Origin of the sequence: Nitrospira sp. T9, assembly GCF_052156535.1 — a bacterium.
In the GTDB taxonomy this organism is placed as follows: domain Bacteria; phylum Nitrospirota; class Nitrospiria; order Nitrospirales; family UBA8639; genus Nitrospira_E.
Map to the genome: position 1 here is coordinate 90,814 of NZ_JBQKUP010000042.1, position 21,841 is coordinate 112,654.

Annotated in this window: 18 protein-coding genes; 6 read left to right on the forward strand and 12 right to left on the reverse strand. The window is 51.7% G+C overall.

The features are described 5' to 3' along the window. Positions 1-44: 44 nt before the first annotated feature. Together ACTRXD_RS19850 and ACTRXD_RS19855 are read right to left on the reverse strand one after the other, a co-directional pair. Positions 45-797 (reverse strand): endonuclease/exonuclease/phosphatase family protein, encoded by a 753-nt coding sequence (locus ACTRXD_RS19850; protein ID WP_442433517.1) that lies wholly within the window; start codon positions 795-797, stop codon positions 45-47. Between the two features lie 787 nt (positions 798-1,584). Continuing rightward, a complete protein-coding gene (locus tag ACTRXD_RS19855) occupies positions 1,585-2,211 on the reverse strand; it encodes a cation transporter (RefSeq protein WP_442433518.1) in 627 nt (208 codons plus the stop codon). A gap of 630 nt (positions 2,212-2,841) precedes the next feature. Here ACTRXD_RS19855 and ACTRXD_RS19860 point away from each other — a divergent pair. From ACTRXD_RS19860 to ACTRXD_RS19885, 6 genes are all read left to right on the forward strand, one after another. Then, positions 2,842-3,426: a GNAT family N-acetyltransferase gene (locus tag ACTRXD_RS19860; protein WP_442433519.1), complete on the forward strand. Its 585-nt coding sequence runs from the start codon at positions 2,842-2,844 to the stop codon at positions 3,424-3,426. A gap of 218 nt (positions 3,427-3,644) precedes the next feature. Then, positions 3,645-4,097: a VOC family protein gene (locus ACTRXD_RS19865; protein WP_442433520.1), complete on the forward strand. Its 453-nt coding sequence runs from the start codon at positions 3,645-3,647 to the stop codon at positions 4,095-4,097. Between the two features lie 440 nt (positions 4,098-4,537). Continuing rightward, on the forward strand, positions 4,538-4,831 hold the full coding sequence (locus tag ACTRXD_RS19870; protein WP_442433521.1) for a type II toxin-antitoxin system RelE/ParE family toxin: 294 nt from the start codon (positions 4,538-4,540) through the stop codon (positions 4,829-4,831). 15 nt (positions 4,832-4,846) lie between these two features. Beyond that, positions 4,847-5,152, forward strand: coding sequence for an addiction module antidote protein (locus ACTRXD_RS19875; protein ID WP_442433522.1), 306 nt, complete (start codon positions 4,847-4,849; stop codon positions 5,150-5,152). 98 nt (positions 5,153-5,250) lie between these two features. Further along, on the forward strand, positions 5,251-5,484 hold the full coding sequence (locus ACTRXD_RS19880; protein ID WP_442433523.1) for an addiction module protein: 234 nt from the start codon (positions 5,251-5,253) through the stop codon (positions 5,482-5,484). After that, complete coding sequence (locus ACTRXD_RS19885) at positions 5,481-5,777, forward strand: type II toxin-antitoxin system RelE/ParE family toxin (RefSeq protein WP_442433524.1); 297 nt, start codon at positions 5,481-5,483, stop codon at positions 5,775-5,777. Before ACTRXD_RS19880 ends, ACTRXD_RS19885 begins: the two co-directional genes overlap by 4 nt. A gap of 998 nt (positions 5,778-6,775) precedes the next feature. Here the strand turns inward: ACTRXD_RS19885 and ACTRXD_RS19890 are convergent. The 10 genes from ACTRXD_RS19890 to ACTRXD_RS19935 form a co-directional block, all read right to left on the reverse strand. Further along, the gene (locus tag ACTRXD_RS19890) at positions 6,776-7,714 is read right to left on the reverse strand and encodes a hypothetical protein (protein WP_442433525.1); all 939 of its coding nucleotides are present in this window, start codon (positions 7,712-7,714) and stop codon (positions 6,776-6,778) included. A gap of 158 nt (positions 7,715-7,872) precedes the next feature. Next, positions 7,873-8,427, reverse strand: coding sequence for a hypothetical protein (locus ACTRXD_RS19895; protein ID WP_442433526.1), 555 nt, complete (start codon positions 8,425-8,427; stop codon positions 7,873-7,875). An 844-nt stretch (positions 8,428-9,271) separates the two neighbouring features. Then, the gene (locus ACTRXD_RS19900; protein WP_442433527.1) at positions 9,272-10,117 is read right to left on the reverse strand and encodes a GIY-YIG nuclease family protein; all 846 of its coding nucleotides are present in this window, start codon (positions 10,115-10,117) and stop codon (positions 9,272-9,274) included. Between the two features lie 72 nt (positions 10,118-10,189). Beyond that, a complete protein-coding gene (locus ACTRXD_RS19905; RefSeq protein ID WP_442433528.1) occupies positions 10,190-10,477 on the reverse strand; it encodes a GIY-YIG nuclease family protein in 288 nt (95 codons plus the stop codon). A gap of 82 nt (positions 10,478-10,559) precedes the next feature. Continuing rightward, positions 10,560-10,784, reverse strand: coding sequence for a type II toxin-antitoxin system HicA family toxin (locus ACTRXD_RS19910; RefSeq protein WP_442433529.1), 225 nt, complete (start codon positions 10,782-10,784; stop codon positions 10,560-10,562). Continuing rightward, positions 10,781-10,993, reverse strand: a complete 213-nt coding sequence (locus tag ACTRXD_RS19915) for a type II toxin-antitoxin system HicB family antitoxin (protein ID WP_442433530.1) — start codon at positions 10,991-10,993, stop codon at positions 10,781-10,783. The genes ACTRXD_RS19910 and ACTRXD_RS19915 overlap by 4 nt, the downstream gene beginning before the upstream one ends. Before the next feature lie 398 nt (positions 10,994-11,391). After that, positions 11,392-12,291 carry a M48 family metalloprotease gene (locus tag ACTRXD_RS19920; RefSeq protein WP_442433531.1) on the reverse strand — a complete coding sequence of 300 codons (900 nt, stop codon included), beginning with the start codon at positions 12,289-12,291 and terminating at the stop codon, positions 11,392-11,394. Next, positions 12,288-12,815, reverse strand: coding sequence for an SH3 domain-containing protein (locus ACTRXD_RS19925; RefSeq protein ID WP_442433532.1), 528 nt, complete (start codon positions 12,813-12,815; stop codon positions 12,288-12,290). Before ACTRXD_RS19925 ends, ACTRXD_RS19920 begins: the two co-directional genes overlap by 4 nt. Before the next feature lie 244 nt (positions 12,816-13,059). Beyond that, entirely contained in the window at positions 13,060-20,967 is a 7,908-nt protein-coding gene (locus ACTRXD_RS19930) for a CHAT domain-containing protein (protein WP_442433533.1), read from the reverse strand. Then, entirely contained in the window at positions 20,940-21,560 is a 621-nt protein-coding gene (locus ACTRXD_RS19935; protein ID WP_442433534.1) for a DUF1318 domain-containing protein, read from the reverse strand. Before ACTRXD_RS19935 ends, ACTRXD_RS19930 begins: the two co-directional genes overlap by 28 nt. Between the last annotated feature and the right edge of the window lie 281 nt (positions 21,561-21,841).

A 21,841-nucleotide genomic window follows, 5' to 3' on the forward strand; every position in this document is an offset into this window, starting at 1 on the left:
TCGACGTTCGGATCAACAGTCCGGAAAAAATGCAAAACACAAGTTTAGAAATGAATGCGAAGGTCCGCGACGAGCGGAAGGTGATCTGAGGCGATGAGTGCAGCACGAGATTTCGGAAGATGCACATGGTTCACGTCAATCCGGCCCTCATAAAAGATATGGTCGAGATGCAAGAGCGGCAAAAATCCCGGATAGGTCCGTCGTCGTTTGACAAAGGGGCGAATGTCCAGGCTCTGAAATCGTGGGGTGAGGATATCGGTGGTCACACCACGCCCCCACTCGTTGAAATCCCCGAGAATGATTTTCGGTCCGGCCCCTCGATGCTGGTCCAAAATCATAGCCAGGTTCTCCGCTTGATACTTGCGTTCCCGTAAACCCGTCCCCATATGCACGTTGTAGACATGTAAGGTCTGATTACCCAGTCGGAGGTCAGCGCGTTGACAACATCGGCCGCGCCGGGTTCTCCAGGTCAAGTCATGTTGTGCATCATTGACGATCGGGAATCGGCTTAAAATCATGTTCCCAAAGGGATATCCGTGACGCAGCCTGGCAGATGCCATGACCCACCCCATCCCCATCAACGCACCAAGCAGTTCATCCTGTCCCCGGCCCTTGGGGCCAAGCCCTAGGACTTCCTGGAGAGCAATGACATCCGGATGCAGGTCCGACAGAACTTCCGCAATCCGTCTGGGCATGATTCGACGATCCATCCCGCAACACCGGTGAATGTTATAGGTCACGATCCGAATGTCGAGGGAAGTCGGCGGTTGGGGAACCTGTTGAAGTGTCCGGGCCATGGGTGAATGAAAAATCCTTGTAAATCAGGAAGTGGCAATTGCTATAGAGACCATATCATGCCGCGATAATGATCGGAGGCATTAAAAAATATCAAATTTTTATAATTGGCAAATTACAGACCAGGAGAGAAAAATGCCGTCCACAAATTTTGTGGATAACTTGGTGGTTAATGGCCAGGCCAGGCCTTTTTCTGAAGGATTGATAAAGAAATGAGCGGAATGCACATATTTTGGGCATTGTATGGAAATTATTTTTAGATACTACATATAGGGGTGATAAATTTTTGGCGTAGTCGTAAAGGTAGATTGCAGATTATGTCTTGACTTTTTTGATTTAGTTGATCTTCGGGAGTGCCTTCAAACTCTCATCATGATCATCTAAAAATGGTTTATCCACAGAATGGATGTTGCCTTGTTGATAATCAACTAAATGAGAATGGTTTTGTCAGCTCCTGAAGGGCATTTTCGTCTGGCCAATACGTTTTCGCTTGTGTTCATCGGACATTTCTCAGACATTGAAATGTTTCACGGGCAACCCTCGACTCTTCGTCGGTTCCAATCACCAGCAATTGAATAGCGGATTCCTTGCCATGAATGGGAATGGCCTCTCCTGCCTGCACATCAGAGGCCTCGAGATTTCGAGGGCTATCCAGAGAGAGACCGCACCAGTCTATTTCCTGGCAGAATAGAGCGATTGTTCGGAAAATCAACAGTGAAGGATTTGTTCCAGGTGGAGCAGCCAGAAATGAGGGAGATTCAATGGGGCTTTTGGCTGCGAGGGATGAGGTTAAGTTGATTGATGGTTCACTTGAAGCTCTCTCATCGCCCCCCGCAAGACGAATACCGCCGACCGTAGAAACAGAGCCGCGAGTCCCAAACCCACAAGAATATCAGGCCAGCCTGAACCGGTGAACCATACGCCCATGGCGGCACCCAGCACCGACACATTCGCAATAATATCGTTGCGGGAACATAACCAGACCGAGCTCATATTGATATCATCGGCTCGATGGCGCCAGAGCAGCACAAGGCACAGGCTATTGGCGGCAAGCGCAAGTAAGCCAATAAGGCCAATGGTCTCGAATACAGGAACATGGGGAAGAATCATTTTATACATCGCTTGGCCAAACACGAAGAGCCCGAAGGCCGCCATAATTCCGCCTTTGAGAAGAGCGGCCTTGGTTTTCATTCTTGCGCCGCGCGCGACGACGTAAATACTGAAGCCATAGACCAGGGCATCGCCCAGCATATCCAGCGAATCAGCGATCAGGGAAACAGAGCCGGCCAGCAGGCCTGCGATGAGTTCGACGAAGAACATGACCGCATTGATACCCAGCACGATCTTCAGCGTTGAGCTTTGGCGATCACGCAGTACCTCAATCTCACACACTTTGTCATTGCAACAATCAGCCATAGTTGAATCTTTGAGAATTTGTAGCGGGATAATTAATGAAGCCTAACACGTTAATGAATTCATTGTATCAAATGAAATTCTGTGAGCCTTGAGCGAGAAACCGCATTTCTCAGTATCTTGATTTTTCCAAAATCCTCATTAAAGATTTGTGCCAGAATGAGCGAAGATCATCGTGGCACAGGTGGGTGAACATAAGAAAAAAGAGCCATCAACCTATGTCATCCTGAGCGGGAGGCGAAGGATCTGTGCCCAGGTGAAGCAGACAGGGTTCAGCGAGATTTTGGTCATCATATTTTCTCATCCGGACGGGAGCAGATATTTGACTGGCAGTGAGCGAAGAAAGATCTACGAAAGCGCGATGAATAAAGATCAGAATTCTTGACATATTTACACCATTGTACAAAAATGCCGTCGCATCGAGAATGGCTGAATCGTGTGACCCTTGTGTTTCGGGGCACATATGAGTGACCGAAAATGGTATGGAACAACATGAACAGGGGAATAGGTTAAGCAAAACCAAAAGAGTTTAACAAAGCGCTGCACGCGGCATTTGGCCGCAGTCACGTTTGCTCGCAGTTCCTGTGGCCATAGTCAATACCTTCCCACCTCACCATCATTCCAAGAGGGAAAATGTTCGCACCGTCAGCAACACGCGCATCGCTATCCGAATACGATAGGTCAATCGCCGCTCTCGTGACCGCGTTTATCTGCGATCCCTTCGTTCGCTGGATGTTTCCCGACGCAAACCAGTATCTGCATTACTTCCCACAAGCACTGAAATACTTTGCTGGACGCGCCTTCGACCACGGATCGGCCTATCGTTCCGAGGACTTTAAAGCCGTAGCGCTCTGGCTACCTCCCGGCGTCGGTCCTGACGAAGAGGCGCTCGGCCCGGTCTTGCAAGAAGGTGTGGCCACTGAACGGCAAGGGGAGGTCTTTGCCATATTAGAACAGGCAAGCGCCTCACATCCGCCGGTGGCACACAGGTACCTGCCTGCCATTGGCGTTGAACCGATGTTTCAAGGCAAGGGGTACGCCAGTGCATTGCTTGCGCAGGGCGTTGAAGTGTGTGATGAGGCTCACGTTGCCGCTTATCTTGAGGCGACTAACCCGGTCAATATTCCTCTCTATAGGCGCTTCGGGTTCGAGGTGGTGGGAGAAATTCAGGCTGGCAGTTCACAGCCCATTTTCCCCATGCTCCGTGTCGCACGTTAAGTGAAATCCTAGGGCCCTTATGGTTTAAGAGCACACATCAGTGACCGAAAATGCCAGGGAATTCCATGAACAATGAAGGAAGAAGATGCGACCGGATGCCTTCGGATGAACTCATTGAATTGGGAACGATCATGTGATTATCTTCAGAAAGTTCGATGCCGTGGGATCCGGATAAAAATTGGAAGATCCGGAACATTGTTAGACGCCAAGGAGACATCATGACCGTCAAGCGTATGGACAACGTCGGCATTGTGGTAGAAGACATTGATGCCGCCATTGAGTTCTTCACCGAACTTGGCCTCGAGCTCGAGGGGCGCGCCCCAATTGAAGGAGACTGGGCAGATGGCGTCACCGGATTGCGCGACATGCGGGTCGAGATTGCAATGATGCGTACGCCGGATGGTCACAGCCGGATCGAGTTGTCGCGATTCCTCGCGCCGCCTGTGGTCGCCGATCACCGTAGCGCGCCGGTGAATGCTCTCGGTTACCTACGTGTCATGTTCGCCGTGGAGGACATCGACGATACGCTCGCACGGCTCGGCAAACGCGGCGCGGAGCTCGTCGGCGAAGTGGTCCGGTACGAAAACACGTATCGGCTCTGCTACATCCGAGGTCCCGAAGGAATTCTCATTGGGCTGGCCCAAGAGCTCGGGCAGCAGACCTCCCAATGAGCTCCTGTGATTGGTACAGATTGTTCTGTGTTGCCGGGTTTCGCCCCGGCAGGCGAGGTCCTTTTGTTTCGGCAAAAGGCCCCAAAACCATTGACGCCCCGCCCGTCTCCTCTGATTGATCGGACGCTAACCACGGGAGAGCGGACCATCTCGCCAGGCCTGTCCTGAGGTTTCTCGAAGGGCTCACACAAGGCCCGCCAGGAAAAAGATCGTCCGATTATGGGACGGGCGGCAGGCGTCGGAATAGGGGAGATAAAAGTTTCAGGGTCAGGGTATGAGAACAAATCTGTTGATGACGAATTTCTGTCTTCCCCTTCCCACCTGCTCCTTGAAGCCCCTGCTGCGGACTACTTCTTCAATCTGCGTACGAAACTCTCAACAATAAGTTTGCCCCTCGTTCTGAGGTTGACGGAATGTAATCGTTCGATTACAGTTATTTTATGTTTTTAGTCAAGCCACTACCTCAATTCACCAAGTGGCTCGACGGTTTATCCGATGAGGCGGTACGCGGGGTGGTAATTGCACGCATCAAGCGCCTTGAACTCGGATTGATGGGGGATGTTGAGCCGGTTGGCGAGGGCGTGTCGGAGCTACGCATCCGTTTCGGCGCGGGCTGGCGCATATATTTCGTAAGGCGCCGCGTTCATTTGATTGTGTTGCTCGCCGGTGGTAGCAAGCGCACCCAGAAGACGGATATCAAGCGCGCTAAGTCGCTGGCAGCTCTACTAGATTAATTGACGGAGATAACCATGGCCAAACGTATTAAGACGGTTGACTTACCCGATTTTGACGCTGCGCCGTATCTCGATAGCGAGGTAGCTGTTGCGGCCTATCTTACGGATATTCTGGAGGCGAATGATCCGGCCCTGCTGGCGTCTGCACTGGGCGACATTGCCCGTGCGCGTGGCATGAGCGAAATCGCCAAGGCATCCGGGCTGACTCGCGAAGCCTTGTATAAGGCGCTGCGCCCCGATGCGAAACCACGCTACGACACTATCGTCAAGGTCTGCGGGGCGCTGGGGGTGCGGCTGGTGGCGCAGGCGGTTCATGCTTAGGGCCCCCGGCCTACTTCTCAGCCGCGAGGTCTGGTCTGTTAGCGGTCCACATTGGTATCTGGTAAACTTGCCTCAGTAGAAAATGGGAGGACATAGTTATGGCCCGCACAATTGAAAAGATTGAGAAGGAGATCAGGTCATTAAGCGCTAAGGAGAAAGCGCAATTACTTCGTTCGCTTATAACCGAACTTGATGCTCCATCTGACGACGATGTTGAGCAGGCTTGGCTCGAAGAGGGGCAGAGGCGACATCGGGAGCTTGTCGAAGGCAAGGTAAAAGGTGTTCCCGGCGAGCGCGTATTTGAGAATCTGCAGTCACGTCTGCGTCAATGACATATGAATTTCATCCGGAGGCGGAACAAGAGTTCATCGAGGCTGCAGCCTTTTATGAGCAAAATGTCACAGGCCTTGGCGAACGTTTTGGTAAGGAGGTGCGTCGCGCCATAGTGCGACTCATGGAGTACCCTCAGATCGGTTCTCAAATTGATGCCGACCTACGCAGGCTTTTGTTGACTCGGTTTCCCTACTTCCTCATCTACAGTTCCACCTCAGACTTGCTCAGGGTTGTCGCAGTGGCTCATGTGCACCGTCGCCCCGGTTATTGGCGAATCAGAATCAATCACTAACAACGGGAAGGAGACCGATACCGTTGTGCGGCTCATCCCTAATGTTAGGCAACGCCACTAAAACAATGCAACGCGTCAGTGCGACGAGCCATGAAGGTCAGGTCTACTCTCGTGATATCTGGACAAGCGTCCAGGAATGAAGAACCCTGCAGCAAGCTATCGGGGAATCTTCAAGTTGAACGATCAATAATTTCGGCAAGAGTGTCTGAATCCCCAGATTCGAGGGTATGGGGTCAAATCTGTTGTTGACGAATTTTGGTCTCTACTTTCCCACCTGCTTCCTGAAGTCTTTGCCTGCGGACTGCTTCCCCATACCTACGCACGAAACTTTCAACAACAGACTTGTCTCCTGTTCCTCGTCTCAGCGTGATGTTCTGTGTTGCCGGGTTTCGCCCCGGCAGACGAGCCACTTTTGTTTCGGCAAAAGTAGCCAAAACCAATGACGCCCCGCCCGTCTGATCTGATTGAACGGACGCTAACCACGAGAGAGCGGGCCAACTCGCCAGGCCTGTCCTGGGGATTCTCGAAGGGCTCACACAAGGCCCGCCAAGAAAAAGAGCGTCCGATCATGGGATGGGCGGCAAGCGTCGGAGCAGGGGGGGGGGTGAAAGTTTTCAGGGTCAGGATATGGGGACAAATCTGTTGGTGACGAATTTCTGCCTCCATCTGTCTCACCTGCTTCCCCAAACCTCCACACGACACTCTCAACAACAGACTTGTCCTCTGTTCCTCGTTTCAACGTGATGTACTGTGTTGCCCGGTTTCGCCCCGGCAGGCGTCGGAGCAGGAGAGGTGAAACTTTTAGGGTCAGGGTAGGGGAACGAATCTGTTGTTGACGAAATTCTGCCTCCATCTGTCTCACCTGCTTCCTGAAGCCTTTGCCTGCGGACTGCTTCCTCATTCCTCCACACGAAACTCGCAACAACAGAGCCCTATTCGGCTCAGCAAATTCAAGGAATGATTCTTTTTCTAGCTCATTGATTTATCTTGGTTTAGAGTTAAGGAACCGCAAAGGTTTCTGTGCCCGTGGGGCCAAGCAAAAATGCAGATATCTTGTCTTTCCCGTTTTGAGACATGGAAGAACTGTTAAGCCACTCGTGAACTGCCTTGGCAAGCACGGGTGCTGCAATTTCGTCCGATTCTTTTCCCATCCTGTGAATGATAGTCTCATCTTCATCATTGGATAGAGGACGATCGTTCTCCGCATATTCCTTTCTGAGACGATCAACAGTTTGTTCGAAAACCGGAGTGAGGAATTTATTTTTTGAGTTCTGCAATCGTTCCCATTCTGCACGATCTTTCGGACTAAGCCTTGCTACTGCCTCGTCCCAAGGTCTCTGCCAATCGTCTTTCAGACCTTTCATCAGAACAGTGACCGTTTTGGTATATGTGTATTCAGGAATTTTGAACTCCAGAACACTGGGGCTTCCCAAGACGCTTCTTCCTGTGATGCCACTTGCAAGTGTCTCGAGGAATATTCGGTTGTTGTCATAACTCATGTCGATGACTACGTTCGTCTTGCTACCGTCGCCATGCACGATATTTAAGTCCAGTTTGCCTTGCTGCCAATCCGTTCGCAAAAGTTCCAACGTTCCATCTGTGCTCGAGTGTTTAGAAGTGTTGCAGTCCGTCTGGCGTTCAGGGAAAATCTGATCGAAAACAGTTCGTACGAGCGAACAGGAGGTGTCCTGCGCCGCATGTGAGTCGTGCGTACATTGGAGAAACCATTGCTGATCCCTATGACTTGCTTTTACTCCACTTTTCCATTGCTCAACGCCGAATTCGAGTATGAGATGGTACTGCTTATCCCCTTCGGTGATGAAACCGATATAGGGTTTTCGGCCGTATTCGACGAGTAGCTGATTGAGTGTGTCAAGTGTACCGGCATGGACAGGATGAGTAAGGAGGATGAGAAAAATGCAGGTGAGCTCTTTCATTTTGGCCCCTCTCCAGAATGGTGCTAACAATAAAATACGGGACGGGCATAGTATACGAACTCACTCTGTAAATTTCATTCTGATTGACGTATTGTTTCATAAGCTTGGCAAAGTTATCCCCAGAACAGGAATAGTTAAAGTAGAATTCCCCCCTGTTCTTATAACTGGTTGAGTATTTGGTTGATTTCAGGCGGTCCGGTTATCGCCCAGATTTGAAGGGGAACCGGCTGTCCTTGAGGGTCCACCCCCGCAAGGGTTAAATCTCCGTAGAATCTGAGACGCCACACAGTAAAGGACATGTCTTGGTTGTACCTGGTACATCTGTATTCAAATGCTCCATTTGCGAACGACTGTGTACGGATATTTTGAGGATAATTCTGAAGAAGGTCCGCAAAAAATACTTGACCAATGTTTGTGGGAAACCGGACCTCCACAATGTACTGCCGTGGTATGATATGTTTCCAGCAATGCCACACTAGCCCCTTGACGATGAACTCGCACAGCCTGAGGAAATCTTCTCCCTCGAAAGGGAGTGCGAGAGTGGATACGAGTTGGCCGGTAAACGGGACTGTTACTTTCCGCTGCCCTTGTTGAAGTTTCCTTCGAAGAGCAGGATTTTTGTTGAGCCGCCTGGACCCATCGTTAATCAAAGTGGTCGTGGCCGCTTCGTGGTCGGAGCCGAAGGGAAGGAGTGCGGTGAACTGTCGTTCCAAGTCGGCCTTGACTCGGTTACAAGTAAAGCATGATGGAACCTTCGGCATCCTTTCGCGATGAGTTTTGGGAACGAACTTTCGGGCAATAACGTGGTCTGCACACTCGGAAAGGGTCGTTGAGCAGTAGACACAGAGCTTGTCTTTGTATTTCTTACTCACGAGGAGAATTCTGCAATTTAACGCACTGCTAAGTCCCGTGTGTTCTTGGAGTTTTTCTAAAAAATAGGATGGGGTCAATGGTGGACCTTGTATAGTGTATTAACTTTCAAATAGGGCTTTCTCCCTCACCCCAGGCAGCTCCCTAGAGGGTATATTGAAAAACGAAGTGTCTTAGTTGAAAGTTAAAATACTATACCACTTCCACGCCCCCATTTTTTCTCTCTACTCCGACGCCTGCCGTCTGGACAAAAGGAGGGACGCTCTCCTTAATGGGCGGGCCTTGTTTGAGCTGAGCGAGTTGGTTCGCCCTTCTCAGGCTGGCGTCCGTCCGCTCACATGTGGGCAGACGGGGCGTCAATGGTTTTGGGCCCTTTTGCCGAAACAAAAGGGCCTCGCCTGACGGGGCGAAACCCGGCAACACTAAACATCACGTGGACTTGAGAGTGGGGGACACCCGTGCGAGGTGTTCACCTGGCTACACGTTTTACTGGTAATCCTTCCATTGAGACCACGCTCGGTTTGAAGTTCACCCTGTCCCCCTTTTCCTTCTACTTGGGTAAGTTCGTCCATTCCATCGGCCACCAATGATCAATAATCAATATTCGAGGGAGACTGATCAATTGAGAGAAAATGGGGTAGTGCTTGATTCCGAGACCTGAGCAAATACTGTTATTTAGGTTTTGTCTTATACGGATTCAAGTTCTTTGAGCGTCTTGCCATTTTTGTTTTTCCATGCGATAAGTCCGTTAGCATGACCACCGTGAATCACTGAAGCAGCAGCGCTTGGACTGGAAAACTCTACATCTCGGGTAAACAAAAGATGATCAGTTTCCACAGACAGAACGCCTTCGTCTTTTAGCTTTTGTCGCATATTGAGTGGCCATGGATACTTCTGAGAAGAAGCACGCTCATTTAGAACGGCGTGTGACCCCGCAAACACAACAATACCGTTTGGGGTTAATCGACCAGAGGCTTTAAGCCCTTTTATTTCGCAGGAAAGTAATTCAATCTCAGCGGCAGTTTTCGCATTTGCCGTTGTTGGGACCAAAACCTCAATCCCAAGAGCTGGCAAAAGTTGATGGATCTTATCGAGAAAGATCTCCATATCTTCGCGGTCAGATTCTGGGAGACGTGCGCCGCTACTTTGTCCGTTTTTAACCTCGGCACGGGCTGCCTCTTTAGTTTGTTCAATTAAGCGACCTTCTAAATATCTAATGTGGGCCTTTGTTAGGTTTTCATCTTTGCTCGTGAAAAACACGATTTGATTCCAGAAATCCTTGTTAAGGTGGATTTTTACTCTTTCACGAATTGACTCCGCCTCTCCGATATATACCGCGCTCTTTCCGGTTTCAGGATCATTGCCCGTAAGAAAGTAGACGCCTGAATTTTGCGATTCATCACGGGCAAGCACGATATCAAATTCACTTCGCGGACCGGCGACAGCCTTGCCGGTCCAGTTGGACAATTCTGCTGTTCGGAGCCGCTTGGGGTCTCCGTGGACAAGAAAAATTTTAATTGTAGCACTTGGCATGAGTGGTATCCGTGCAACGGTGTATATTATTTGCTTATGACATACCGTGGGTTTGATGTGGTGGGTGCGTACCTATTTAAATTTCGGCCATCGGTTATACCCTATCGAAGGATTATTGGACTCATACTTGCGAATAAATTCTACTTCTTTCGCTGTTAGTTCAGCTTCAGAGCAATCTGCCGATTCCCATAGAATTTCCTTCTTGATGTTGTAGCTCTTCTGAACTTCCTCTGGGAGGCTTTTAAAATCTGCATTCACCACGGCCATGTCAGGGCTACCGTAGTATCGATAGCTGCCATAACTATCCTTTCCAATGTATATCTTCCCCGTTGGGTAGGTGATCATGTAGACCTGCTTCATGACATTCCAGCTAAATTATGGCACATAACTGAGTTCGCGGCTGATTGGCGCGCCAATAGTAATATCTGCTTTAAATGCTGGGTTACAGGAGTTCTTTGAATTCCTCTACTGTCAATCCGGTTTGTTTGATAATTGCACGCAATGTTCCCTTGGCGACCTCATCATGATCGGGAACGACAATACGCCGGTGTGGTGCCTCCACTTGACGGAGGACAATATGGCTGCCTTTCTGCCTGTCTTTTTCATACCCTGCCTTGGACAAGGCAGCGACGATTTTCCGTCCCGATATCCTCGGTAAGACGCTCACACAACTACCTCAACGACCTCCTCGTTTATAGACGGAGGTATAGGCTCATCGTGGGCCTTCAAACTTTCTAGATACACTTCGATGGCTTCTTGAACATTCTTCAGCGCATCGGCTCTAGTCTGGCCCTGGGAAAGGCAACCAGGTAAAGACGGGACTTCAGCCACAAAAACCCCATCTTCGTCTTGTTCAATCAACACTCTGTATTTCATGTGTCACTCCTTTGTGTTCTGTGTGCCGAAACAATAAGTATACGAAGGGACATTGTTTTATCCTATAGTGATTTCAATTAATTTCCAAAGGGTTCTTTTACTCCATGTGCTTCCCTCACCTATGACGGACGCCTGCCGTCTGGCCCCACAGGAGGGACGCTCTCTGTTGTGGCGGGCCTTGTTCGAGCCTGGCGAGTTGGTCCGCCCTCCTCACGCTGGCGTCCCTCCGCTCCCATGAGCCGGACGGGGCGTCAATGGTTTTGGGCCCTTTTGCCGAAACAAAAGGGCCTCGCCTGCCGGGGCGAGACCCGGCAACACAGAAAATCACGTGAGCATAAGAATGGGGAAAACACGTGCGATGCCTTCGCTTACCAGCAAATCCTCAAACCTGCCAAGCCTTATCCCGCCTTCACGTATTGGTGAAAGCGCTCCGTGAGAAACGGCAGACCTTTGATGTCCGAATAATTCTTTAAGAGCGTATCGATTTTGGAGATGCGGAGGGTGGTGGAAGGATGCGTGGTGAAAAACTTGGATTCCACATGCCCTTCTTCTTTGGCCAAGCTCTGCAGATAATCTTCCAGTCCTTGCGGGTTATAGCCTGCCCGATAGGCATACTCTACGCCCACCACATCGGCTTCAAATTCTTTGTCTTTGTCCAGACCTTTGGTGAACAAGAGGTCGGTCATTTCGTCGATGACGCTGGAGAACATCGCGGGATCCTGTTTCATGGCGGTGAGGGACAGTTCCGAGACACTGCCCATCAGGGCCCCACGGCGAATGGCGTCCAGCATGTGTTTCTGGGTGACATGCGCAATCTCATGGGCCAACACGCCCGCTAATTCGGCTTCATTGTTCAAGGTCTTCAACAGCCCGACAGTGATGAAGATGTAGCCACCGGGAGCGGCAAAGGCATTCTGTTCCTGACTGTTCAGAATGGCGAAATGGTAGTTCAGGGTTGGCCGGTCCGAGACTTCCGCCACCGTCTTTCCCACCAGATTGATATAGCGTGTCCAGGCTGGATTGGAATATTCACCGCCGAAACGGCTAAAGGCTTCCACCGCCACCGCTTCACCCAACGTGATTTCCTCTTCTTCTCCGATAGGCTCCATCGCTTGAACGACGCCGACGCCTTTTTTCAGAAGGTCGATTTTCTGTTGTTTCATGCCAAGGGCCGCTCCGATACCTCCAATGAGATCCGTTTGTTGTGACGATTGCCCGGATTGCGATCCAGCGCATCCCATGCTGGACAGGAGGAAACTCAGAATGCTGACACCCGCTAAAACTTTGCCGGTATTCATTGGACACCTCCCGAAAATTCTCCTAAGTTTCCCGCTTTTTTAAACTGCATCAATTCATCCGGGGCAATGGAAAAGGCTTCCATGCGATCCACGGCATCACGGTCTTCTTTTTTGATATTTTTGGCTTTGGCATATTGTTCGGTGGATTCCTTGAGACCTCGAATGCTACCTCCTGCCCGTGACTCTCGCGCGGCAATGGTTTTCCGTCCCGTGAGGCCTGAGAGGCCAAGCCCGCCACCACCGGTAGAGGGTTTCTCTTCTGCCAGTCGGAATTTAAACACCCAGCCGGTTTTTCCTGTGTTCGTTTTGACTTTGGCCAGTCGACCTTCTTCGGCTAGCACGGTGACGGCATCTCCCAGCGCCAGGGTGGCGATGACGGCTGAGGTCGGAGATTTCTCCGCATTGACTTTCACGTCATCCTGCTTGGCGTAGAGGGTGGCCGCCCAATTGGATGAGGGCAACATCCAGGCAGCCAATGTGAAAAAGACGATTCCGAAGATAACCCGAACGATACGGTCTGGCATGAGGCCCCCTTTCAGCTTGAGACTAGGGCGTGATTATTCAAAATTCTCACGAGTTTTAATCATTGCGATATCATTCATATATCAAGTGACCTAATGAAGGGGTGTTCAAAAAGGCCGTCCAGTCCTGTCCTGAGGCCCCTCGAAGGAAAGGCCGCAGCCTCTTTGGCACGCGGAACGTACATGGGAGTACGTGAGCATGACAAAGGGGCGAGAACGCCGCTGGCGGGTTTTTTCAACACACCCATTATTGATAGTCTCCGATTAAACTAAACCCGGCCCAATAAGACGGATGAGGGAAGTCTTTTTTGACGATGAGTTGCGCTTGCCGCAAACTTTTGGCTTTATTCGCCGTCACATAATTCCGGTAAAAATGTTTCATCAGCACCGAGGTAGAGAGATCATCCACCCGCCACAGGGCGGACACCAGGGCATGTGTGCCGGCATAGACAAATGCGCGGTTCAGGCCGATGAGCTCTCCGGCCTCCAATTTGCCCAGGCCCGTTTGGCAGGCGCTTAACGTCACCAGGTCCGCGTTCAATTCCAAACTGAAAATCTCCTTGACGGTCAGTCGGCGGTTTTCGGGGTTTTCTGAAGCCAGCCAGAGTGAAGACAAGAGCGGATTGCCCTCATCAAATTCCCCGTGGGCCGCTAAATGGATGATGCCATATCGGGAGATATTCTTCACCACCCATTCTTTCGTGGCTTTGGTTCCGGTGAGAATATCCATATTGGGATAATTCCATTTGATGCTTTGGGCCTCCAATTCGGCCAGTGGGAGATCGTAATTGAAATTTCCCAAATCGGGATTTCCGATCGCAAGGACTTTGTCATTTTTCACGGCCTGCCGTTTGGCAAAGGTGAATTGAAAGACACTAGCCGAGGGTGCGTAAAAGAGCGGAATCTCATCCACCAGATAGGCCGGACCGTGTTTGAGTGCGGCAAAGGAGAGAAAGTGTAACGGTCCATCGGGAATAATTCCCAAATACTCCAGGTTTGTGATGTCGGCTTCAACCGGTTGAATCAGAGATCCATAGAGTTTCTGTAATTCATCATCAACCGGTTCCAGATGCTGAACGAGTTGCCGGTAGCGGGTCACCAGGCGGGTGAGGTCTTCCTCCTTCGCTGAAACCGTTTTAAAAATGGTCCGTTCTTTGGTCATGAGCCACAGATAGAGCTGGTCTTTTGTCAAAAAGTAGGTGAGCAGTCCCACCCGAGGCGCCAGGAGCTGTTGGACCCCTTCCAGATTGAGCGGATCCACAGCAACAAAACTGCTGAGGGCCGGATTCTCCTGTTTGACCTCCAGGATGGCTTCTTCATACAGAGCCTTCGTATTGCGATACCGTTCCTGGAGATCGGCAGGAGGCTCCTCATACGATCCCATTTCCGATTTGAGTGAATCCACCGTGGAAGCCAGCCTGTTGATTTTGGTCCAGGTTTCCTGGTCTCCCTGGTTTTTGAATTCGAGTTTTTGATTGCCCAACAGATCGATAAAACTTCGGGACCGGGAGCGTTCGAGAAAATTAAAGGCGTCATCGGTCCGGTTCATGGTGATGAGCAGGGTAATGATGTCCCGGTACAGATCCAGTTTGTTCGTTTGGAAACTATTGCGGAGTTCATCGATTTTTAGCGCGGCCCGCATGCCTTCCACCACTTCGACCCCTTTGGTAAACCAGGTCAGGGCGTCCGGGAGTTTTCCTTCCTCCCGCAACAGTGTGGCTTTGCCAGCTGCGGCCCGCCATTCCACTTCCTTGATGCCGTATCGCTGGGAGATCTCATGCGCCCGCTCATAATAGCCAAGGGCCTGTTCGGGTTGCAGCAGCGCTTTATTGACATTGCCCAGTTCTAATAAGGCCTTGACCCAATTGATGACATTGTTGATCTCGGCGCTGATCTGCTCGGCTTTGATGAAATGCCCTTCGGCCTCTTCTAACTGGCCCATGGCTAGTAGGGAGATGCCGATATTCCGATGATCGTAGCCCAATCCCCATTGGCTCTTGAGGGATTCGTCAAGCGTTTTCGCCTGTTGAAAATAGTCCAGCGCGGTGGCATGGTCGCCCCGTTGCCGGTAGATCAAGCCAAGATTGTTCAGCGAGGAGGCTAACTCGGTTTGAATATTGGAAGACCGGCTGAGCGTGACCGCGTCGTGTAAATGGACGAGTCCTTTGTCGGTGTCGTTCAGTGTCCAGTAAATCAACCCGCGGGTATTTTTCACCATAATGCGTAATTGCGGATCATTGGCCTGTTCGGCTTTTTTGTCGGCCTGGGTTAAGAGTTGAAAGGCCGCTTGATAGTTCCCCTGGAACCAGGCCACATTGGCGAGGTAGAGATCGGCCGTCGTGAGGAGCTTGGGGTCACCCAATTCTTTCGCAATGGCAAGGGCCTGGTGATAGCGTTCCGCGGCCTGGTCGAACAGGCCGACTTTTTCATAGGTCAAACCCACTTCGTACAGCGCTTCGGCTTCTCCCTGGGGATCGCCTTGTTCCTGATAGAGCTTGAGCGCGGCCAGAAAGTTTTCACGGGCTTTTTCATACCGGCCCAATCGAAGGTAATAAATACGACCGATTCGACGGTATTGAAACGCAGTGTGCCCCATTTCCCCGATTTCCTGATACAGGGAAAACGACTGGTTGAATTGGTCCAGGGCTTCCGTATAGGCCCCCATATTTTCACGGACAATTCCCAATGTCGCCATTCCTTCCGCGAGCCGATCAAGCTGTTCGCCTTGTTCCCAGATCTGGTTGGCCTGTTCGAGATGTTGCACGGCGGGGCCAAAATGTTCGAGACGGGAATGCAGGATGCCCAGGCGATATTCCGCCTCAGCCCGTTCGTTGGCCGGAGTCTCCGGCGTGAGCGCATCCAGAAGTTTCTGTTGAAAGAACAGGCCCTTTTCATAATCGGTGACTTCAAATGCGGTTTCGACGGCCAGGGTGGTGAGTTCTTTGAAATCCTGTCGTTTTTTGGCATGCTCGATAAGGGCGAGTGCATGCTCGATATGCCGTAAAGAGGCGGGAAAGTCTTTGGTCTCAAATGCGTGAATGGCTTCCGCCACTTCCTGGTCATAGATGGAGGCGGCATATTCCTGGCGTTCGTCCGGTCCCATGCCGGCAAATCCGTAGTGGCGGAAGGGGTATTTTCCCGCGTCCGATCCCCACAGATCCTTTGACGCGGCCATGACGGCTTCATCGGGAGGAAGCGTATTGAGATGCGTGAGGTATTGATTCAGAAACCTGGTGGCGATTGGGGAATCGAGCGGCGTCCGGCTCACGATGACATGAGGAAATCCTGCCCGCAGGAGCGAGGAGATCAGCACCCATGGAGAAGGCGATGAGGACGGAACACCGCCGAAGAGCAGGATTGAATGGTGTTGACTGCCGGCAAAATCAAGCACGGAGACAAATTCCCGAACATTTTGCGCTTCCTGCACTTCAAAGGCGAACGTCTCCGGTTTTTTTAGAAACGCGGCAATGTTGGTGTGGCTGGCCAGCGGATGATCGTGCGTCTCAACCCCGCTAAATTGCTGGAGGACAAATGGAATTTCCCCTGCACTGGGAGGCGTGGAAGGGAGAAACGTGCTTGGGGTGGTGATGTGAGAAAAAAAGAGGCTGCGCTGATGAAAGCCATTCAGAAAATCATAAAAGTTGCTGACCCACGTGAGCGGTTTCTGATCGAGCGTCAGGGAAGGGAGGGTGGATTCCAGTTCCTGCGGCATCGCCACATAGGCGGAGGCGGATTGTTTGAGCCGCTTGTGAAATTCCTCATCCCCCGTGATCCCTTTTTCGGTGACCACCAGCGGGCTGTAATGGAGCGTGTCCCCATCATGCACAAAGCCATGATAGCCTTGCATGCCTTTGAGAATTTTCAGGTAGGGGTGTTGCGCGTCCACTCCCAAAAATATGAGGTCCCTGGTCGGAGGATACGCCCAGAAGGAGGCGGTGGCCCAGGGATATTCTTCAAACAGGGCATAGAGCGTGTCCTGAAGGGCAGGAGCCAGTTCCTCAATGGCCGCGACGTTCCCGTGATTTCTGGCCTGCCGGAGTTCCCCGAGTAACGAGTGTAACTCCGGTTCATAGTCTCCCAAGCCTTTGAGGAAGATTTTTTCTCCCAGTTCTTCATAGACGGCGCTGGTCAATTGTCGAAGGCTCAGTTGCTCCGCCACGGTAAAGGCGTCGTCGGGCCGGCCTGCTTGAATCAATTGATCAACCGAGAGCTGAATCAGACGTTCATATGCGGGCCAGGTATTGGTCTGTCCCGTGGGAGGGTCGGTTTGCGCGGGGAAACGAAGGACGGCCTCAACGGATTGGGTGAGAAGCTCCTCGTGCCTAAGGGGATCAGCGGTTGCTTCGGCTTGAGATAGATACCACAACCAGCTATTAGGCGATTGCCGGTCTTCCACCAGTTTAAGTAAGTCGTCCTGAATGTTGTGATAGACCTGAGGCTGATCCGATGTGCGTGCCAGTTCGGCCTGATTCAACTTCACCAGGAATTGAGCGGGAAGTCGTTCTGAATCTGAAAAGAGGGCCGGCTTGTTCAGGAGGGAGTCGGCCTTTTGGTAATACGACCACGGAAGCGTCCTGGTTGTGAACTGCTCATGCATGCGTTGGACGGCATCGGCCGGCTTGAGGCGCTGGTCCGGCGATGGGTCGGGAAGAAGGGACAGGAGCATGGCGGTGTTGGTGAGGGTGAAAAATAGATTGCGGTCTTCATAGTTTCGTTGTTGGAGATCCTGAATGCCCGAGGTGATGGCCTCCACAAGGCTGTGGTCCGGGGTGTGGCCTTGTAAGAGGCTTTCGACGGCCAATGTCGACAAGTTATAAATGTTGACGCTTGTCCCGAACGGGATATTCAACGTCCGGGTGTAATTCAAGGATTGACGAAAGGACTCCATCGCCTGCTCAGGTTCATCTAATTGGTGGGAAAGCACTCCCAGCCGATTCAGGACAATGGCTTTTTCTGTCAGAGTTGCCGCATCCTGCGCAGCCGATGCTCCCTGATTGAGGAGCGCGAGTTTTTTGCGATAAAAATCTCGAGCCGGATCAGGTTCGTCTAATTGCTCATACGTGCTGGCGATATAACTGAACATGAGCTTTTGTTCGCCCATTCGATCGAACCCGCTGGCCGCCTGAGACCCCCCTTCATTGAGGGCCACATTCACATTGAACAATCCCGGTCCCTTGGAAAGAGTTTTACCGCCGCCGGTGGTGAGGTGGTCCAGGCTGGTAAAGTAACTGCCCAACGCCTGTTTGAGTTCCTCGCGTCCACCCGTTTCGCTGGCGCGGCTCAGGTTAAACAGGTTGACCCCGATATTTCGCTGGAGCAATGTGACATTGTGTTCCTGCCCTAACTCACGGTTGAGGACTAAGGCTCGGGAGAACGCCTCAATGGCTTTGGCATATTGGCCGATGTCCTGATGGGACAATCCTATCCGTTCCAGGATTTCGGCTTGCAGGCTTGACTGCTCGGGAGGGACGTTCCGTAAGGCCAACTGGTATTGCACCAACGATTCCTCGGTGCGTCCTGCTTTAAAACAGGCTTCTCCATAGTTTTTGCGATAGAGCATTTCGGTGATAGATTCGCCTGACGGAGTGAATTGCTCCTCACGCTGCCGGTAGTGTCGATAGGCTTCGCGGGCATTCGAGAGCGCCAGATAGGTGTTTCCTAAATTCAACAGCAGTTGGGATTCTACGTCGGGAAAGCGACCGGCATCGTTGAGCTCCAACGCGATGCGATACTCCTGCTCGGCCTTCTCAAGGTAACCTTGCTTGCCGGACGTCCGTTCGGTTTGCTCGTAGGCCCATCCCAGGGTTTGATGGACATAGCCCAGGGCGGGATCCTTTTTCATGGCTCGTTGGAGGAGGCGGATCACTACCGGGAGGTCGGGCGGTTCGGCATAGGACAATGCCAGGGCCTGTCCATACTGATAGACCGCGTGATCGGGATGGGTCTTAACTAAGGTGGTATACCAGGCCTGGACCTCCGCCGTCTCTTTGAGCATGACTTTGGTTTCAATATACGCCCGATGGGCTTCCACGGATTCGGGATATCGCTCGATGAGCTGTTTCAGCGATTTGGCGGCGATGCGGGTCTCCCCGATCTTCCGGTCCTTCAGGGCTTTTTTCACCAATTGTAAAATGAGAAGATTTTTGGTTCCCTCGAGCTCATTCTGATTTTCCCCGGTAAATTGACTCAAGGCCGCATAGGTATCCGCCGCTTCCTGGTACCGTTCCGATTCTGAAAGGATTTCGGCCTTTTTTCGATAGGCCTGGATGACGAGTTCGTTGGGAAGGTCGGGAACCGGGATGACGAAATCCAGAGTTTCTAGAGCGGACAGTTGTTCTCCCTGTTCGTGATACAGATCGGCGATGGTTAAACGGGCCGTAGCGATCAGGACGGGAAGGTCAGGATGCTGGGGGATGATTCTGTTTAAGGCGGTCAAGCGCTCGCGTTCCGTTTCGCCCTGTTGGGAGAGTGTGACGACCTTTTGGATAGCACGTTTGCCCCAGGAGGAACGCTCGCCAAATAAATGAATGACATCCACGAACACGCGGATCACATTGGGGGCGTCTCCCAGAATCCGATAGGCTTCCCCTCTGGTGAAAAGACCCTTGGCTCGAATCTCTTTGTTGTGCAGATCTTCGACTTTGACGAGGTACTCCAAGGCGGTCAGGGGATCGTCCGCAAAGAGGTAAAGCCGTCCGGCTTCAATGAGGGCTTGACCGTACACCTCATCCATGTCCCGGTGCTCCTGCCCGATGGTGAGTAGATCAGATGCGCCTGTGGCGACTAACCGTCGTCTTGCCGCAGAGCTGATGCCCTGTGCCTGCTCCTGGACCCGCAAGACGATGGTATAGATCCGGGCCAACGCGCCGGTCCGTCCCGGTTGGCGGGTGTAGGGCTCCAACGATTCGCGGGCCGCAGGAAAATTTCCTTCCTGTGTCTGTGCTTCGGCAAGGGAAAAGTCAAATTCTGCTCGTGCGTCAGGTGGTTGTTGTGCCAACAGATTGTGAGAAATGTTTCCCAGAACCAGGAGCGCGAGATCCAGCTGCCCGTGATCCTGATAGGAGGCGGCCAACGATTTGGCGTGATCGAGGTCGACGTAATCCCTGAGAAACGCGGGGATGTCCATCCGGAAAATATCTCCGGCTTTTAGATCGGAGTAATAGAGAAAATCCCCGGACACGGCAGGGTAAATATGAAATTGGTGCGCCGGAGTGATCCGATAGATCGTTTGGAGTTCAGCCTGCTGCGGACCCCAGAGTCTCATCCAAATGGACGATTCATCATCGGTATCAACCAGCCCGTCATTGTTGGTGTCCCGGTCATATCGGGTAAACACCAGGTGACGAGTCGTGGTGAGGCCAGAGGGGTTGTGGTCCAAGGCAGGCCAGAGATCAAGAGCATGGCTGTCCTGGTCGAAGGAGGTGGAGCTGTTGTCCTGAAGATTCAATAAGGTCAAATGGGCACCAGTGGAATATAGGAGCTGTCCCTGACCATTCACGGAAAAGCTGGTGGCTTGGGCCACGACCAATTCTTCCGACTGGTTTGAGAAAGATTTCCGGTAGATGGCCGAGGTGTTGTGAAGCGGATCACTTTTGAGATAGAAAAATCCTTGTTCTTCTTGATCCCACTGAGGAGACTCATCCCCGCTGGTTAAATCCGTCAATCGTCGCTCCTCACGGGTAATCAGATCCAGGAGGTACACATCGCCACGGGGATCGGACTTATGCGACACATACAAGAGTCGGGTCCCATCCCGGTTCAAGGCCGGTTCCTGATCGCTGGCCGGGTGAGTGGTCATTTGTCGGGGAAGTGTGAGGGCGGCACTCTTGAGGGTTTGGACCCAGATGTCCGAATTTCCTGAACGAGTCGAAACGAATGCAAGCGTTTGTCCATCCATGGAGATAGACGGTTGATAATCCAGCGCCGGGTGAGTGGTCAGGCGTTCAGGTGTCGTAGCGAAAGCGGGTAGGGAAGAGCACAGAAATCCGATCAGGCCGGTGAAGGCGATTAAGCCGGATAGGGCTCGGTGAAAATGAAATGATTTGCACTCTCTTCTTCCTGATGTGCTCTTTCGAGCCTCGTGCGGAGGGAGAGAAAGAAGATGACCTCGCCACATGGAGTCTTGAGCTAGGGTGTGGCGTCTTTTTGAGTCCATGTCCCATTGTCCAATTGGATTCGTTCTCCCTTGAGTGCTTTATCCCGATTGAGTGCGGCAAACATTTTGTAGACCCGTGGTAATTCAGAAGGTGTCAGAGTCTCGTTGGTTTCAACAATCCGGCCCATGATCGCGAGGCGATCTTCATTCTCCTCCTTAATCAAATTCTCAACAAACGCTCGATCGTCAGGTTGGACTTTTTTCGGCTCCAGGAGGGTGACACCGCCTTCATTGTTTTCTCCGATGATTCCCAATGATTTATAGCGATTGAGATCATCTTTGTTGAAAGACACTCGTTGGAGGGCACGCACAACGTCCTTTTTCCCCGGGGGAAGTTCCTGGGTCTGTTTCAATTTTCCCTTCGGATCGATATAGCGAACGGACGCCACCAGCATGACCTGCTGATTGAGTTCCTGATACGTGCCAAGCACCTGGTTTTCCAGGGCCGTCCGTTCGTCAACCACGGTCACCCCGACTAAAGGACCGCCGCACGCTGTCAGGAAGGCCGGAAGGAGGGTCATCATGACCAAGGACATAGGATGCGAAAAGAACGTGTACATATTTGTGTGAGGCGATAATCGGGGGTAGGACATAACTCATCGGCTCCTTAAGAGGGTAGGGTCTGGTTTATCTTATCAAATTCCGGAAAGCTGCTGAAGAAAAATCTCCAAATGGTCATCTAGAACCGGATTCATGTCATCCTGGGTAAAGCGAAGGATCAGCCAGCTCCACCGGGCCATGGCTTGGCGAGATGCTTCGCCTTCAGCTCAGCATGACAACCACAAAAATACATAAGGCTGAAATGGGCGTTGATCGTCCCTCCCTCCCTCAATTTTGTTATTCTGAGCGAAGCGAAGAATCTGAGCCCAGCCCA

Bases quoted from the DNA above. Each gene is read 5' to 3' on its own strand.
- ACTRXD_RS19850 (WP_442433517.1), bottom strand. From the start codon at position 797: ATGGCCCGGACACTTCAACAGGTTCCCCAACCGCCGACTTCCCTCGAC.
- ACTRXD_RS19855 (WP_442433518.1), bottom strand. From the start codon at position 2,211: ATGGCTGATTGTTGCAATGACAAAGTGTGTGAGATTGAGGTACTGCGT.
- ACTRXD_RS19860 (WP_442433519.1), top strand. From the start codon at position 2,842: ATGTTCGCACCGTCAGCAACACGCGCATCGCTATCCGAATACGATAGG.
- ACTRXD_RS19865 (WP_442433520.1), top strand. From the start codon at position 3,645: ATGACCGTCAAGCGTATGGACAACGTCGGCATTGTGGTAGAAGACATT.
- ACTRXD_RS19870 (WP_442433521.1), top strand. From the start codon at position 4,538: ATGTTTTTAGTCAAGCCACTACCTCAATTCACCAAGTGGCTCGACGGT.
- ACTRXD_RS19875 (WP_442433522.1), top strand. From the start codon at position 4,847: ATGGCCAAACGTATTAAGACGGTTGACTTACCCGATTTTGACGCTGCG.
- ACTRXD_RS19880 (WP_442433523.1), top strand. From the start codon at position 5,251: ATGGCCCGCACAATTGAAAAGATTGAGAAGGAGATCAGGTCATTAAGC.
- ACTRXD_RS19885 (WP_442433524.1), top strand. From the start codon at position 5,481: ATGACATATGAATTTCATCCGGAGGCGGAACAAGAGTTCATCGAGGCT.
- ACTRXD_RS19890 (WP_442433525.1), bottom strand. From the start codon at position 7,714: ATGAAAGAGCTCACCTGCATTTTTCTCATCCTCCTTACTCATCCTGTC.
- ACTRXD_RS19900 (WP_442433527.1), bottom strand. From the start codon at position 10,117: ATGCCAAGTGCTACAATTAAAATTTTTCTTGTCCACGGAGACCCCAAG.
- ACTRXD_RS19905 (WP_442433528.1), bottom strand. From the start codon at position 10,477: ATGAAGCAGGTCTACATGATCACCTACCCAACGGGGAAGATATACATT.
- ACTRXD_RS19915 (WP_442433530.1), bottom strand. From the start codon at position 10,993: ATGAAATACAGAGTGTTGATTGAACAAGACGAAGATGGGGTTTTTGTG.
- ACTRXD_RS19920 (WP_442433531.1), bottom strand. From the start codon at position 12,291: ATGAATACCGGCAAAGTTTTAGCGGGTGTCAGCATTCTGAGTTTCCTC.
- ACTRXD_RS19925 (WP_442433532.1), bottom strand. From the start codon at position 12,815: ATGCCAGACCGTATCGTTCGGGTTATCTTCGGAATCGTCTTTTTCACA.
- ACTRXD_RS19930 (WP_442433533.1), bottom strand. From the start codon at position 20,967: ATGGACTCAAAAAGACGCCACACCCTAGCTCAAGACTCCATGTGGCGA.
- ACTRXD_RS19935 (WP_442433534.1), bottom strand. From the start codon at position 21,560: ATGTCCTACCCCCGATTATCGCCTCACACAAATATGTACACGTTCTTT.